A 12,913-nucleotide genomic window follows, 5' to 3' on the forward strand; every position below is an offset into this window, starting at 1 on the left:
GGAAGGTCGAGCGCGTAGACGTTGGCAAACGCGCTAAAACGGAAATCGGGCGCAGGCGCCAAAGCGCCGCCCCGCATTTGAAATATTCCGTACTATGCCGCCCGACGTTCTTAGGCTCGGGCGCGCATTCCACCATCACGCTCTTCGAGCGCCGAAGCCTTGGCGAGCTCCGCCTCCGCTTCCTCGAGCGCCAGTTCCGCACTTTCCTGCTGAACCTTCAACTCGCGAATCGAAACCTGGAGGTTGTCTGCCCGCTGCCGGGCGGCCTTCGCGAAGGTCGGATAGGCGAAGTGATTCGGATCGGTAATACCGGTCTTCTTCTCTTCGAGAGTGATCTGGTGTTCGAGCTCCTTGGCCATCCGCTCGAATTCGGCCATCATCATCTGCAACTGCTGCAGCTGGCGGCGCTTCTCATTAACCTGAAATCCCTTCAGGCGAACTAGGCTGTCACGCGACTTCATACGCAATACTCCGTGGATAGCGAGACCCAGGCCCGTTCATCCGGCTTGTTACACTCCGGATCAAAAAATACGCGCGGCGTTAATAAATTCTCCGCCGCGTTAACCTTTCGTTTACAGGCATCATTAATGGTAATCCCGATCGTTTAAGGGTCGGTAAATACCAAGGCCTAAATTGGCTTCGACAATGTGCGAGTCGAATGAATCACTTGGCGGAATTTCCTCATCCGTCGATTCAATCTTGGTGATGGCCAATCCCTAAGAAAATCAGGCGGCTACTAATTTTGCTTAACGAATTGATGTACCTTGTCAGAGGGAATCATAATTTGTTAACCATTTGGTGGCAGCTTCCAAATCAGGCTCAGTCTGGATCCGTAACGAGTAAGGGGGCGAAAAGGTACCTTACGCGGCGGTAAAGGGGAAAAATATGCGGGTTCTACTCATCGAAGATGACAGCGCGACTGCCCAGAGCATCGAGCTGATGCTGAAATCGGAAAGCTTCAATGTATATACCACCGACCTCGGTGAAGAGGGCGTCGATCTCGGCAAGCTCTATGACTACGACATCATTCTCCTCGACCTGAACCTCCCCGACATGTCGGGTTACGAAGTGCTCCGCACCCTGCGGCTGTCCAAGGTCAAGACCCCGATCCTCATCCTGTCCGGCATGGCTGGCATCGAAGACAAGGTCCGCGGCCTGGGTTTCGGCGCCGACGACTACATGACGAAGCCGTTCCACAAGGACGAACTGGTCGCCCGCATTCACGCGATCGTCCGCCGCTCGAAGGGTCATGCCCAGTCGATCATCATCACCGGCGAGCTGATCGTGAACCTTGACGCCAAGACCGTCGAAGTCGGCGGCCAGCGTGTCCACCTGACGGGCAAGGAGTACCAGATGCTGGAGCTGCTTTCGCTCCGCAAGGGTACCACGCTCACCAAGGAAATGTTCCTCAACCATCTCTATGGCGGCATGGACGAGCCGGAATTGAAGATCATCGACGTCTTCATCTGCAAGCTGCGCAAGAAGCTCGCCAACGCAGCGGGCGGCGCCAATTACATCGAAACCGTCTGGGGCCGCGGCTATGTGCTGCGCGAGCCGGATGGCAACGACTACGCCGAAATCGCCTGATCTCCGCAGCAAGGCATCCTATTTCGAAACGCCCGCCAGGCCCTTCTGGCGGGCGTTTTGTTTTGACCGCGCAAAGGAGGGAAACGAAACCGCAGCCAATCGGCCAGGTCGGATCGGTCCTGGCAGTTACGCCGCCTGCGCCAGACCCGAAAAGACAGAGGTCAGGATCTTGCGATCGAAGGGTTTCAGCAGGAAATCGTCGGCGCCGGCACGTTTGCCGACCATCATCTTTCTCAGATCCGCCTCGATGACGCAGTAGAAGATGCGCACGCTCTTGCCGTTCGGCATGGCGCGAACGGCAGCAATGAGATCGAGCGCGCCTTCGAGCGCTGCATCGACGATCAGGAAGTTGGGGAGTTCCGCATGGCAGCCCGTGATGGCTTCGCGCATGCTGCCGGCCTCGGCGACGAGAAAGCCCAATTCGGAAAGAATGCGTTTGCCGACCTTGCGGACGATGTCCGACTCATCGGCAATCATCAAACGCTGCATCTTGCTCCCCTTGATGCTAATCCGCCCGTTCAGGGCCAGATATCTATCATTAGGGGTACGACACTAATGAATGGTTACCTAAAGGCGCAACCCGTGCCGAATCGTCTCAGGCAGCCACAGCTTCGGCGATGAAGGCGATCTTGTCTTCCGAGACCACATATTTCAGATCCATGCCGCATTCTTCCGCAAGCAGCACCGTGTAATAGGGCTGGATCGAATGAGCATCGATCGGCTCTTCCAGGGTGCCGGTGGCGATCTCGACAAATTTCGCCGGCACGCGCATCATCCGGCCCTTCACCGTTATGGTGAATCTCGCGTCGTATTCCGGATTCTCCAGCGTGACATCGACCGAACCGCCGCGCGGAATACCCGCATAGGCGACCAGGAAGAGGTTGAGAAGCAGCTTGACGCGGTTCTTGGCGATAATCGCGCGCGGACCGCTCCAGGTAACCTCGGTCTTCTTTTCGGCCGCGGCATAATCCTTTGCGGCCTTTTCGGCCTCGCCCGTATCGATCGAAGCACCGACAGAGCCGGAAGCTCCGAAGGCAAGACGTGCGAATCTGAGACGCACTGAAGCGTTGAGAGCCGATGTGCGGATAAGATCGAGCGCGTCGGCGTCGGCCGCACCCTCGTCAAGCAGTTCGAGACCGTTGTTGATCGCGCCGACCGGAGAGATCACGTCATGGCACACGCGGCTACACAGAAGTGCCGCAAGATCTGGCCCACTAAGGGTGAGATTCGGATTCTTCGGCATGCAGGTCTCCTGATTGTGCGAATTGCCCGATCTCCTTCTGCCACGTCAAGATTGCGCAGAGATGGTGCAATGTTCTTAGGCCATAATGACACCATATTTGGTAAACCGATTGTTAAGACCATCGCCGCAAAATAGCCAAGCCTTAAGCATGATGCATGAGGCAGGCTCTGGACGATACAATAATGGATCTGACAATGCGCATCCGCACATCTACAGCCCTCGCCCGGTTCGCCTCGATGGTGTTTGCCGTGATTGCAGCCGCGCTATTCTACGCCGGCCCCGTCTCTGCCCAGCAGGGCTCCAATCAGTATTCGGCTCAGGAGATCGTCGACGCCGGTCACGGTTTCTTCGGCTCCGCCAGCGGCGGGCTGGCGAAGGTCGTTGAGAATGCCTTCCAGAAATACGGCCTGCCGAACGGATACATTCTTGGGCAAGAGGGTTCGGGTGCCTTCATCGCCGGCCTCACCTACGGCGAAGGCGAACTCTACACCAAGAATGCCGGTCAACATCCGGTCTTCTGGCAGGGGCCGTCGCTCGGCATCGATTACGGCGGACAGGGCACGCGCGCCATGATGCTGGTCTATGACCTTCCTTCCGTTGACGCTCTTTATGCGCGCTTCGGCGGAGTTTCCGGCTCGGCTTTCGTGGTTGCCGGTGTCGGCATGACCGTGCTGCGGAACAACAACGTGATTCTGGTGCCGATCCGCACCGGCATCGGCGCCCGCCTCGGCATCAATGTCGGATATCTGAAGCTCACCCGCGCGCCGACCTGGAACCCGTTCTGAGAATGAGCATTGCCCCTCCGGTCCCCGGAGGGATTTTCCATGAACGTCATCAAGGCAATCAGCCGAGCGGCCCCTTTATCGGCGCTTGCCGGCCGCATGTGCTCGTGCTTAAACAAAGCGCGCAGTACCATCCAGCTCGCGAAACGGCATTGTCGTGATCGAATTTGTTCTTCTGTTCGGCTTGGGGTTCCTGAGCGCCGCTCTTATCGCCATGCTGGTCGCGCCGGCAATCCACGGGCGCATCGTGCGTTATACGGAAAACCGCATCAGGGCGACGCTGCCGATCAGTCCGCAGGAAGTGCGCGCCCAGCGAGACATGGCGCGCGCCGCCTATGCGGCCGAGAATGCCCGTACCAAGCAGGAGCTGGTGCAGGAGCGGGAGAAGGCCTTAGGGCTGCAACTCAGGAACGATACCCTCATCGAAGAAGCCAAGCGCCTGCAAAGCGAGGCTGCCGATCTGCGTTCGCAGGTCGAGAACATGGACGTCGAGGCGGCCGAGGCGCGCTCGCGACTGCGTCAGGAAGATAGCCATATCCGGCAGTTGAAGGCCGCGGTTGAAGCTGCAGAGGAAGCCGCCGCTGCCAAGGATCGGGAAATCGAGAACCTGCAGCAACGCCAATTTCGGCTGATGACCGAAGCCGACAATTTCCGCATCGACCTTTCCACACGCGACACAGAAGTGGAGAACCTGAAATTCCGCATCACGGCGCTCCGCGATGAACGCGACACGCTGCGCAACGACTTGCGGCTCCAGACCGCCCGTGCAAAGGACGCCGAAACCCGGCTGGCCCAGGAAGAACACCGGGTCCAGAGGCTCGAAGACAAGCTGGCACGAGAAATCGCCGACCGTGCTGATAAGGAACATGCGCTGGAGCGCCGCTTGGCCGAGATTGGCCGGCTCAGGGAAAAGCTCAAGGCGGCCAACGCCGAGGCTCGGGAGGCAAGCCGCGCCCTTCGCGATTCGACAACCGCACGACCGGGCATGAAGGCGGCGGCGCCGAGAAAGAAGATAGCCCCGGAGGACGTCACCGTGCGCAACCTGCCCCATACGTCAACACCGCGGCAAGCCCGGATTTCCGAAGAAGCCGGCGACAATACGCAGATCGCGGAAATAGCGGAGGAGACCCGCAATCGCGCCACCGCGTTATCGGAGCGCCTGCAGAAGGACGCCGGCGGCAACGATGAAGCGATCCGCCAGGAACTCGCCTCGATCGCTGCGAATATGGTTGCGCTGACGGCCGCCGTTGAAGGTCCCTCTTCCCCGATTCATAAGATCCTGTCCGGAAAGCCGGGAAGTGGGAAGCGGGAGAGCCTGGCCGCCAAATCTAAGCGAGCGCTCGCTGCCATCCAGGAAGGCACGACCTGACACGCCTCCTTCGAGGATGGTCTCCCATCCTTATCGACACCTAAAGCCGGCGCTGCGCCATGGCGATTTCGTAAAGCGCAATTCCCGTCGCGGTCGCCGCGTTCAGGCTGTCGAGTCCGGGCGCCTGGGCGATCCGTGCCGTCTGGATGCGCGACAGGACGTCCTGCGGCAGCCCCTCGCCCTCCGTACCGGTGATCAGCGCCATGCGATCGGAGGCCGGCACGTTACGGATTTCCACGCCACCTCTCGGCGAAAGACCCCATATGGCAAAGTCTTTCTCTGTCAGCACCGTGAGAATTTCGGATGCCGTTCCGCTTTTCGCATAGGGCAGCGACAGCACTGCGCCCACCGAGACTCGCAGTGCCTTACGGTAAAGCGGGTCACAACAGCTCTGGTCGAGCAACACGGCATCCGCGCCGAAGGCGGCGGCATTACGGAAGATCGAGCCGATGTTGTCATGGTTGGAAATGCCGAACGCGGCAACCACCAGTGCCTTTTGCGGTAGGTCGGCAATCAGTTCGGTGACGGCCCTCTCCGGCTTGCGCCGTCCGAGCGCCAGCACGCCGCGATGGAGGTGGAAGCCGGCGATCCGATCGAGCACGGCACCGGAGGCGACATAAACCGGCACATCCTCCGGAAAATCGGCAAGGATATCGGTAAGCCCGGCCACACGGTTTTCAAGCAGCAGGATTTTCTCTGCGCAAAAATCCCCGCCCGCCCGGTGCGCAGCGCCGAGCATTCTCAGCACCACCGTGCCCTCGGCGATGAATCGCCCTTCCCGCCCCGTCAGGTCGCGCTCGCGGATCGACCGGAATTCGGCGATCCGCGAGTCATCTGCATCATGGATGCGGATCGGTTCCATTATTGCGGGATCGCCACCGTCACGTCGGCGACGATGCGGCCGGCGGCAAGATCAAAGACGAAGGCCTTCCGGTCGCCGTCAAGCAGACCATAAAACAGGATCTGGCTGCCGGAGAGGGATACCGACTGGACCGAAAAGCCGGCTGGCAGTTCGGCGGTTGCAGCAAGCGGTTGTCCGGCCGGCACTGAGAAGCTGCCCGTCGAGGCGGACTGCACCGGCGCATCGGGTCGCTGCGAGACCTTGTAGACAACCGCCGCGAGGACAGCCATAAAGCAGACGAACAAGATCCCGCCCGAAACGAGCTGCAGGAGCACCATCTTCCGGCGGATTCTCTCCATCGCCGGATCAAGCGGCTCTTCCTGTTCCTCGACATCGGGTTGGGGCATGGGGGCGTCCTTGTCTGGATTGCTATCGGAATGATTGAATGAACGATCCCTTTAACGAGATAGAGCGCCAGAGGAAAGTCCTCACCGCCGGAGAGGAGGCCGAAGGGCGGCTGGATGCCTGGCTGACGTCCGCGCTGGAGGGCGAATTTTCGCGGAGCCGCATCAAGAGCCTGATCGAGCAGGGCGCGGTCCTCCTGAACGGCAAGCCGGCCACCGAGCCGAAGAAGAAGATCGCAGTCGGCGACAAGGTGGAAATCGAGCTTCCGGAGCCGGAAGATCCGGAACCCAAGGGCGAGAACATCCCGCTCGACGTGCTCTACGAGGACGACGACCTGATCGTCATTGCCAAGCCCGCCGGCCTCGTCGTCCACCCCGGCGCCGGCAACTGGACCGGTACGCTGGTCAACGCGCTGATCCACCATTGCGGAACGAGCCTTTCCGGCATCGGTGGCGTCAGGCGCCCCGGCATCGTCCACCGCCTCGACAAGGATACGAGCGGTGTCATGGTCGTCGCCAAGAACGACATCGCCCACCGACATCTTGCCGAACAGTTCGCCGATCATGGCCGGTCGGGGCCGCTGGAGCGCGCCTACCAGGCAGTCGTCTGGGGTCGGCCCAAACAGCTCCGGGGCACGATCGACGCACCGCTCGGCCGCTCCGGCGCCGACCGCACCAAGCGTGCCGTGAAGCGCGAGGACAGTGAGGATGCGCGCGAAGCCGTCACTCATTACGAGGTGATCGAGCGCTTCCACGAGAAGCCGGATGCCACCACGCTTGCCTCGCTGATCGAATGCCGGCTGGAAACCGGCCGCACGCACCAGATTCGCGTCCACATGGCCCATATCGGCAATCCATTGATCGGCGATCCGGATTATTCGGCGGGCTTCAGGACGAAAGCCAATCTTTTGCCGGAACCGGCGAAGAGCGTCGTCAACCGCTTTCCGCGACAGGCGCTGCATGCCTATCTGCTGGTTTTCGAACACCCGCGCACGGGCGAGGTGATGGAATTCGAAGCCCCCATGCCGGAAGATATGGAAGAGTTGATCGACGCCCTCCGCTAGGTCGCCCCGGGCATCGCCTCCCGCCGCCGCAGGTCAAAAAGCACGTGGAGAAGAACCGCTGCCATCACCACGCTTCCGCCAAGCAGCGTCGCCTCCTCCAGCCTCTCTCCAAGGAAGAGCCAGACCCAGAAGGGCGCGAGCGGCGCATCGAGCGCGCCGATCAATGCCGTCTCGACCGGCGGCAGCAGCCGGGCGCCGTATAGGAGAAGACCGATGCCGAGCGCAAAACCAAGGATGCCGAAAAGCGAGACGATCGCGATATCCTGCAGCGAGGCGGCAAGGGGTGCCGAAAACGGCAGGGAGAGAAGGGCGCTGAGGAGAGCGGCAAGCCCCGCCGTGATAAGAACCGGCTGATCCGGGTAGCGCCGCATCAGCACCGTCATCAGCGCCACGCAAACCGTCATTCCGAAGGCCAGAAGATCGCCGAGGAGGCCGCCGGCCTCCCCCGCCCCGACCATGACGATCACCCCGGCCATCGCGGCAAGGCTCGCCACCAGCGCACTTCGCCCCGGCCGCTCGCCCAGCAAGGCAAAGCCAAGGCCCGCGGATACGAAGGGACATGTCGCGAAAATGATCGAGACATGCGCGACACTTGTCTCCTGCAGCGCTGTGATGAACAGCATCATGCCGACGCCAGAGGCGATGCAAATCGCCAGCCCGGGTCGGCCCAGACGAGGGAGCGCATGAAAGCCACGCTGCGGCGCGATGATTAAAAGCAAGAGGAACAACGCTGTACCGCCGGCGATGCCGCGCCAGACGAGGATCGTCGCGCTGTCCAGCGAGACCAGCCGCGTCATCAGACCCGCCGTGCTAAGGACGACGGTGGAAAAGAGAACGACGATCAGACCGGTTATATATGGCGAAAATTTCATGGGTCTGCCCGAAGCTGCTAAATCGGAGCGAGAACTATCAGATCGGTGCTGACAACAGTCTGTCAGCAATGTTCAATTGGCCGGAATTTCGAAGGAGTGCCGCAATGGCGCGATCGGGCCGCATGTTCGAGATCATCCAGATGCTGCGCACCTCCCGCTCGCCGCTGACGGCAGAGGCGATAGCCGCCCGGCTGGAGGTGACGAAACGCACGGTCTACCGGGACATCGCCACCTTGCAGGCGACGCGCGTGCCGATCGAAGGCGCGGCGGGTATCGGCTATGTGATGCGTCGCGGCTTCGACCTCCCTCCCCTGATGTTCACACCGGAGGAGATGGAGGCGATCACCGTCGGCCTGTCGCTGATTGCACGGACGGGGGACCATAGCCTCGAGGAAGCGGGCGCAACCGCAATGGCGAAGATCAGCGAAGTCCTGCCGTCCTCCGAGCCGTCAACCGCTCAGACGCATCTCTTCGTTTCTTCGTGGCATGCTATCCCGGATCCGGCATTCGACTTGCGGCTGCTGCGCCGAGCCATCCGCGAGGAACGCAAGCTTGAGCTCCGTTATCGCGACGGTGTCGGCAACTTGACGCAACGCATCGTCTGCCCCCTCGCCATCATCTATTATATCGACGGCATCCTGCTGGCCGGGTTCTGCGAACTGCGCCAGGATTTTCGCCACTTCCGCCACGACCGTATCGAGGAATGTGAACCGCTTGACCTACGGTTCCAGGGGCAAAGCGCCGCCCTGCGCAAGATGTGGCGGGATTCGCACGACCTCTTCCATTATGAAACGGAAGAAAATCCGCCCTGATGCATCAAGTCGCCTGCACTGAGCCGAAGGGCATGATTCGGGTGGTTGCAACGCCCGGCAAAGTCTATATTGGCCGGCGATAGTCAGAGGCACCGATGAGCCAGTTTGCGGTTACGAAACTTCTTGATACGGACTTGATCAAGGTCCGCGATGTCGTGTGCAACGGCGACTGCCGTCACCGGAGCGGTGAGGAATGCTCGCATGCGACCAGCCTCGTCTTTCCCTATCGCGGCGTCTTCATCCGCCATGTCGGCCGCGATGACACGGTGGCGGAAGCCAATCAGGTGCTCTTCTTCAACTGCGATCAGGCCTATCAGATCAGCCATCCGGTCGAAGGCGGCGATTCCTGCCTCAGTATGGATGTACCCGAACCAATGCTGGAGGAACTGGTGCCGAAAGCGCATCGCAACTCCAGGGGCTCGCGCTTCATCTTCAACAAACAGCGGCTTCGGATCGATGCCCGTGCACAGGCGCTCGTTGCCCTGCTACGCCATAGCCTGATGCGCGGCACGGCCGAAACGCTGGAGGGGGAGACGCTCGCCATGACGCTGGTGCGCAGGGCAGTCGGCGAACGCACGGCGCGCGCGGCAACTGCCAGCGCCGGACGCCAGAAGCTGGTAGACCGGGCAAAGCTTGCACTTTCCTCCGATCTCGCGCGCCGCTGGACACTTGCCGACATCGCCAGGGAGGCTGGCGTCTCACCCGTCTACCTCACGCAAGTCTTCCAGCAGGTGGAAGGCACGCCGCTCTACCGCTACCAGCTTCGCCTCAGGCTCGCCCGTGCGCTGGACCTGCTCGGCAGCTACGACGATCTGACCCAGCTTGGTCTCGAACTCGGCTTTTCGAGCCATAGCCATTTCTCTTCCGCCTTCCGGCAGGCCTATGGCCGTACGCCGGCAGAATTCCAGCGCTTCGCTGGCCTGAGGTAGAGCAATTCCGGGAAAGTGTGCCGCGGTTTTCCGTCCGGAATTGCGCAAGAACAAGGAGCCTTCGAAAATCGCTAAAGATTCTGACAGCGGAAAATCCCGTCAGGTGTTTTTCTTATCCCGTAAACTCAATACCGGGAGATAATGCCATGAAGGAGAATACCTGTGCGGCCTGTGACTGCGAGCTCGATGCGACGCGGATCGCGGTGAAAATCGGCGGCAGGACGGTCGAGGTCTGCTGCGAGGAATGCGCGGTGGCGCTCCGGGAAGCGGAAGCTGCGACCCGGGCGGTTCAGACCGCCGACAAATAACGCAAGGAGGCGGGCACCGACCGCCCGCCTCCCGATCGCGGCTGCAATCAGCCAGCGTCCTTTCAGGAGACGAACAATGAGGAATGAGAACCGGGCGGTCTTCGACCGCGCCTCGGAACAATGCGACTTTGCCATAAAACTGCCGCCGGCCGTCGATGCCCCCTTCCCGGCCGACGAGGAGGCTATGGCGGAACCGCCAGCCAGGCGATCGATGGTCGGACGCCTGATCGACCTGATCGGCAGGAAACTGCGCCAGCGACGCAACCGCCTGGCGTTGCTGGAACTGAGCGACGACCAATTGAAGGATGTCGGCCTCTCACGCAGCCAGGCCCATAGCGGCGAATACAGTCGTTACCGTCGCAGCGCCTCCCATGCGCTGGAACGGAATTGCCGCTGAGATGGGGCAAAATGGAGAAGAAAAAGGGGTGGCTATCAGCCTGTCTTTGCTGGCATCGACTTCGCCTATCCAGATGAAACACAGACACACTTTCATTTTATTTTTTATATTGCTATCATGTTACTTGGAAATACAAAGAATCAACGCGAAAAATTAGGAATAAACTTCAACATAGAGCGTTTTATTTCCACCGATCGGCGGATATTGGGAGGAAAAGGCGCCAAAGGGATGAATTCGACCATCCGAAAGTTCATCTTTCGCGATCTGCAGACGGTCGAGGGATATATCGATCCTCCCGACGCGCTGGTCTTTCTGTCCCTTTTGAAGGCACAGACGGAAAGGGGGCTGAACGGAGGCATTGCGGAAATCGGCGTCTATTACGGACGCACCTACTTTCTCTTCAGGAGGATAAGCGGGAAGAGAGGCAGGATACTGGCGATCGATCTCTTCGACATCGAGCAGGCGCCGGGCGGAGCGGAGACGCAATACAGCCGCTTCATCGACAATGGCCGGCGTCTCGGTCTGCCCATCGATGAAGACCTGGTCATCAGGAGGGACAGCGCGCGCGTTCAGGCGGACGAGATTGTCGGGAAGATCGGGTACGCTCGTTTCTTCAGCATCGATGGCGGCCACATGCTCCATCATGTCACCGCCGACAGCAGACTTGCAGCCGACAGTCTTGCCGACCATGGGATCATCGCCTTCGATGACACGTTCAATCCAGCCTGGCCGGAAGTGACAGTGGGGCTGGCGGATTTCCTGCGGCAGCGGGAGGGTACATTTTCAGCCTTCTGCATGACGAAGTACAGAACCTATGTCTGTCGCAGCCAGTTTTATGAGTTCTATTGTAACGTGATCAAAAAAGCTCCCGACCTGCTCGCGTTCGAACACTTGGAAACGCAGTTCCTGGGTTCAAAAGTAGCAAGATTGCACAATCCGCTGGGCCGGAGAATCCTGTATGAATTGATGGTACGGTCAGGTATGAGCGTCTTTTCGGAGCGCGTTTACCGGTGAGAACGGACAGCGGAATCATTACCAACATGTAATGATATAACGCTTCCGTGATCACTTGAATCACGGTTCTGCCGCACTTATTTGTTAGCTGGGTTGGTGCGGGGTCGGAAATGACCCGCGCCATTCGGTTCGCCTTCAGCTTGCATCGCTAAATCTTGAGAGGGAGCCGACAACGATCGGAAAGGGGTGCTTTATGGCCCGTAATACTTTGCCTTCCATTACCGCCGGCGAAGCCGGCCTCAACCGTTATCTCGATGAAATCCGCAAGTTCCCCATGCTGGAACCCCAGCAGGAATACATGCTTGCGAAGCGCTATGCCGAACATGGTGACCGTAATGCGGCCCACAAGCTGGTGACGAGCCACCTGCGTCTCGTTGCGAAGATTGCCATGGGCTATCGCGGTTATGGTCTGCCGATCGGCGAAGTCGTATCCGAGGGCAATGTCGGTCTCATGCAGGCCGTCAAGAAGTTCGATCCGGATCGCGGCTTCCGGCTTGCGACCTATGCCATGTGGTGGATCAAGGCCTCGATCCAGGAATATATCCTGCGCTCCTGGTCGCTCGTGAAGATGGGCACCACCGCCAACCAGAAGCGCCTCTTCTTCAACCTGCGCCGGCTGAAGGGCCGGATCCAGGCGATCGATGAGGGCGATCTGAAGCCGGACCAGGTCAAGGAAATCGCCACCAAGCTCAAAGTCTCCGAAGAGGAAGTGGTTTCGATGAACCGCCGCCTTTCGGGTGACGCGTCGCTGAACGCGCCGATCCGCGCCACGGAGGGCGAATCCGGCCAATGGCAGGATTGGCTGGTGGACGAGCATGACAGCCAGGAGGACGTGCTGATCGAGCAGGACGAACTCGATACACGCCGCCGGATGCTGGCAAAGGCCATGGGCGTCCTGAACGACCGCGAACGCCGCATCTTCGAAGCCCGCCGCCTCTCCGAGGAACCGGTGACGCTGGAAGAGCTTTCGGCGGAGTTCGACATCAGCCGCGAACGCGTGCGCCAGATCGAGGTTCGTGCCTTCGAAAAAGTGCAGGAAGCCGTACAAAAGGAAGCGCTTGCCCAGGCAAATGCGCTCCGCGTCGTCGACGCCTGATCCATATAAAGCGAACGTGCAAAAGGGGCTGCTTCGGCGGCCCTTTTCTTTTTTAATAGGTCGGCTCGAAGAAACCTTGCGAACACCGGTACCAAACAAGGTTGTAGCCTGCCCAGGCTTTTCAGCATCCTGCGCTGGAAATTTTCGATTTTGAAATAGGAAGGCCCGGCGTCACAACCGCCGGGCCTTCCTGAT

The 12,913-nt window shown here is 60.0% G+C and carries 16 protein-coding genes; 10 read left to right on the forward strand and 6 right to left on the reverse strand.

Going from position 1 to position 12,913, the window contains the following annotated elements:
• Positions 1–110: 110 nt before the first annotated feature.
• A complete protein-coding gene (locus ABK249_RS05040) occupies positions 111–461 on the reverse strand; it encodes a flagellar export protein FliJ (protein WP_348862367.1) in 351 nt (116 codons plus the stop codon).
• A 424-nt stretch (positions 462–885) separates the two neighbouring features.
• Between ABK249_RS05040 and ctrA the strand changes: the two genes are divergently transcribed.
• Entirely contained in the window at positions 886–1,587 is a 702-nt protein-coding gene (gene ctrA, locus ABK249_RS05045) for a response regulator transcription factor CtrA (protein WP_037149192.1), read from the forward strand.
• Between the two features lie 126 nt (positions 1,588–1,713).
• On the opposite strand, the gene ABK249_RS05050 is transcribed toward ctrA, so the two are convergent.
• The gene (locus ABK249_RS05050; RefSeq protein WP_037149191.1) at positions 1,714–2,076 is read right to left on the reverse strand and encodes a response regulator; all 363 of its coding nucleotides are present in this window, start codon (positions 2,074–2,076) and stop codon (positions 1,714–1,716) included.
• A 106-nt stretch (positions 2,077–2,182) separates the two neighbouring features.
• The gene (gene chpT / locus ABK249_RS05055; protein WP_227703669.1) at positions 2,183–2,830 is read right to left on the reverse strand and encodes a histidine phosphotransferase ChpT; all 648 of its coding nucleotides are present in this window, start codon (positions 2,828–2,830) and stop codon (positions 2,183–2,185) included.
• Between the two features lie 236 nt (positions 2,831–3,066).
• On the opposite strand from chpT, the gene ABK249_RS05060 reads away from it, so the two are divergent.
• Together ABK249_RS05060 and ABK249_RS05065 are read left to right on the forward strand one after the other, a co-directional pair.
• On the forward strand, positions 3,067–3,615 hold the full coding sequence (locus ABK249_RS05060) for a DUF1134 domain-containing protein (protein WP_407722101.1): 549 nt from the start codon (positions 3,067–3,069) through the stop codon (positions 3,613–3,615).
• A gap of 154 nt (positions 3,616–3,769) precedes the next feature.
• A complete protein-coding gene (locus ABK249_RS05065; protein ID WP_348862368.1) occupies positions 3,770–4,981 on the forward strand; it encodes a coiled-coil domain-containing protein in 1,212 nt (403 codons plus the stop codon).
• 40 nt (positions 4,982–5,021) lie between these two features.
• Here the strand turns inward: ABK249_RS05065 and ABK249_RS05070 are convergent, their stop codons facing one another.
• On the reverse strand, positions 5,022–5,843 hold the full coding sequence (locus tag ABK249_RS05070; RefSeq protein ID WP_227703671.1) for a TrmH family RNA methyltransferase: 822 nt from the start codon (positions 5,841–5,843) through the stop codon (positions 5,022–5,024).
• Positions 5,843–6,229, reverse strand: coding sequence for a hypothetical protein (locus tag ABK249_RS05075; protein ID WP_210055740.1), 387 nt, complete (start codon positions 6,227–6,229; stop codon positions 5,843–5,845). The genes ABK249_RS05070 and ABK249_RS05075 overlap by 1 nt, the downstream gene beginning before the upstream one ends.
• A gap of 38 nt (positions 6,230–6,267) precedes the next feature.
• Here ABK249_RS05075 and ABK249_RS05080 point away from each other — a divergent pair, with 38 nt between their 5' ends.
• Positions 6,268–7,290, forward strand: coding sequence for an RluA family pseudouridine synthase (locus tag ABK249_RS05080; RefSeq protein WP_227703673.1), 1,023 nt, complete (start codon positions 6,268–6,270; stop codon positions 7,288–7,290).
• Here ABK249_RS05080 and ABK249_RS05085 read toward each other — a convergent pair.
• Positions 7,287–8,162 (reverse strand): DMT family transporter, encoded by an 876-nt coding sequence (locus ABK249_RS05085; RefSeq protein ID WP_227703674.1) that lies wholly within the window; start codon positions 8,160–8,162, stop codon positions 7,287–7,289. The genes ABK249_RS05080 and ABK249_RS05085 overlap by 4 nt on opposite strands.
• 104 nt (positions 8,163–8,266) lie before the next feature.
• Between ABK249_RS05085 and ABK249_RS05090 the strand changes: the two genes are divergently transcribed.
• The 6 genes from ABK249_RS05090 (at position 8,267) to rpoH (ending at position 12,718) form a co-directional block, all read left to right on the forward strand.
• A complete protein-coding gene (locus ABK249_RS05090; protein WP_227703675.1) occupies positions 8,267–8,974 on the forward strand; it encodes a helix-turn-helix transcriptional regulator in 708 nt (235 codons plus the stop codon).
• 95 nt (positions 8,975–9,069) lie between these two features.
• Positions 9,070–9,903: a helix-turn-helix domain-containing protein gene (locus ABK249_RS05095; RefSeq protein WP_037149171.1), complete on the forward strand. Its 834-nt coding sequence runs from the start codon at positions 9,070–9,072 to the stop codon at positions 9,901–9,903.
• A gap of 146 nt (positions 9,904–10,049) precedes the next feature.
• A complete protein-coding gene (locus ABK249_RS05100) occupies positions 10,050–10,211 on the forward strand; it encodes a hypothetical protein (RefSeq protein WP_200883934.1) in 162 nt (53 codons plus the stop codon).
• Between the two features lie 184 nt (positions 10,212–10,395).
• The gene (locus tag ABK249_RS05105) at positions 10,396–10,608 is read left to right on the forward strand and encodes a DUF1127 domain-containing protein (protein ID WP_052182811.1); all 213 of its coding nucleotides are present in this window, start codon (positions 10,396–10,398) and stop codon (positions 10,606–10,608) included.
• 228 nt (positions 10,609–10,836) lie between these two features.
• Positions 10,837–11,622 carry a class I SAM-dependent methyltransferase gene (locus ABK249_RS05110; RefSeq protein WP_227705186.1) on the forward strand — a complete coding sequence of 262 codons (786 nt, stop codon included), beginning with the start codon at positions 10,837–10,839 and terminating at the stop codon, positions 11,620–11,622.
• Positions 11,623–11,815: 193 nt separating this feature from the next.
• Positions 11,816–12,718 (forward strand): RNA polymerase sigma factor RpoH, encoded by a 903-nt coding sequence (rpoH, locus tag ABK249_RS05115; RefSeq protein WP_037149163.1) that lies wholly within the window; start codon positions 11,816–11,818, stop codon positions 12,716–12,718.
• The last annotated feature ends 195 nt before the right edge of the window (positions 12,719–12,913 follow it).

It is taken from the genome of Neorhizobium phenanthreniclasticum (assembly GCF_040066075.1).
Lineage (GTDB): Bacteria > Pseudomonadota > Alphaproteobacteria > Rhizobiales > Rhizobiaceae > Neorhizobium > Neorhizobium petrolearium.

Bases quoted from the DNA above. Each gene is read 5' to 3' on its own strand.
- ABK249_RS05040 (WP_348862367.1), bottom strand. From the start codon at position 461: ATGAAGTCGCGTGACAGCCTAGTTCGCCTGAAGGGATTTCAGGTTAAT.
- ctrA (WP_037149192.1), top strand. From the start codon at position 886: ATGCGGGTTCTACTCATCGAAGATGACAGCGCGACTGCCCAGAGCATC.
- ABK249_RS05050 (WP_037149191.1), bottom strand. From the start codon at position 2,076: ATGCAGCGTTTGATGATTGCCGATGAGTCGGACATCGTCCGCAAGGTC.
- chpT (WP_227703669.1), bottom strand. From the start codon at position 2,830: ATGCCGAAGAATCCGAATCTCACCCTTAGTGGGCCAGATCTTGCGGCA.
- ABK249_RS05060 (WP_407722101.1), top strand. From the start codon at position 3,067: ATGGTGTTTGCCGTGATTGCAGCCGCGCTATTCTACGCCGGCCCCGTC.
- ABK249_RS05070 (WP_227703671.1), bottom strand. From the start codon at position 5,843: ATGGAACCGATCCGCATCCATGATGCAGATGACTCGCGGATCGCCGAA.
- ABK249_RS05075 (WP_210055740.1), bottom strand. From the start codon at position 6,229: ATGCCCCAACCCGATGTCGAGGAACAGGAAGAGCCGCTTGATCCGGCG.
- ABK249_RS05080 (WP_227703673.1), top strand. From the start codon at position 6,268: ATGAACGATCCCTTTAACGAGATAGAGCGCCAGAGGAAAGTCCTCACC.
- ABK249_RS05085 (WP_227703674.1), bottom strand. From the start codon at position 8,162: ATGAAATTTTCGCCATATATAACCGGTCTGATCGTCGTTCTCTTTTCC.
- ABK249_RS05090 (WP_227703675.1), top strand. From the start codon at position 8,267: ATGGCGCGATCGGGCCGCATGTTCGAGATCATCCAGATGCTGCGCACC.
- ABK249_RS05095 (WP_037149171.1), top strand. From the start codon at position 9,070: ATGAGCCAGTTTGCGGTTACGAAACTTCTTGATACGGACTTGATCAAG.
- ABK249_RS05100 (WP_200883934.1), top strand. From the start codon at position 10,050: ATGAAGGAGAATACCTGTGCGGCCTGTGACTGCGAGCTCGATGCGACG.
- ABK249_RS05105 (WP_052182811.1), top strand. From the start codon at position 10,396: ATGGCGGAACCGCCAGCCAGGCGATCGATGGTCGGACGCCTGATCGAC.
- ABK249_RS05110 (WP_227705186.1), top strand. From the start codon at position 10,837: ATGAATTCGACCATCCGAAAGTTCATCTTTCGCGATCTGCAGACGGTC.
- rpoH (WP_037149163.1), top strand. From the start codon at position 11,816: ATGGCCCGTAATACTTTGCCTTCCATTACCGCCGGCGAAGCCGGCCTC.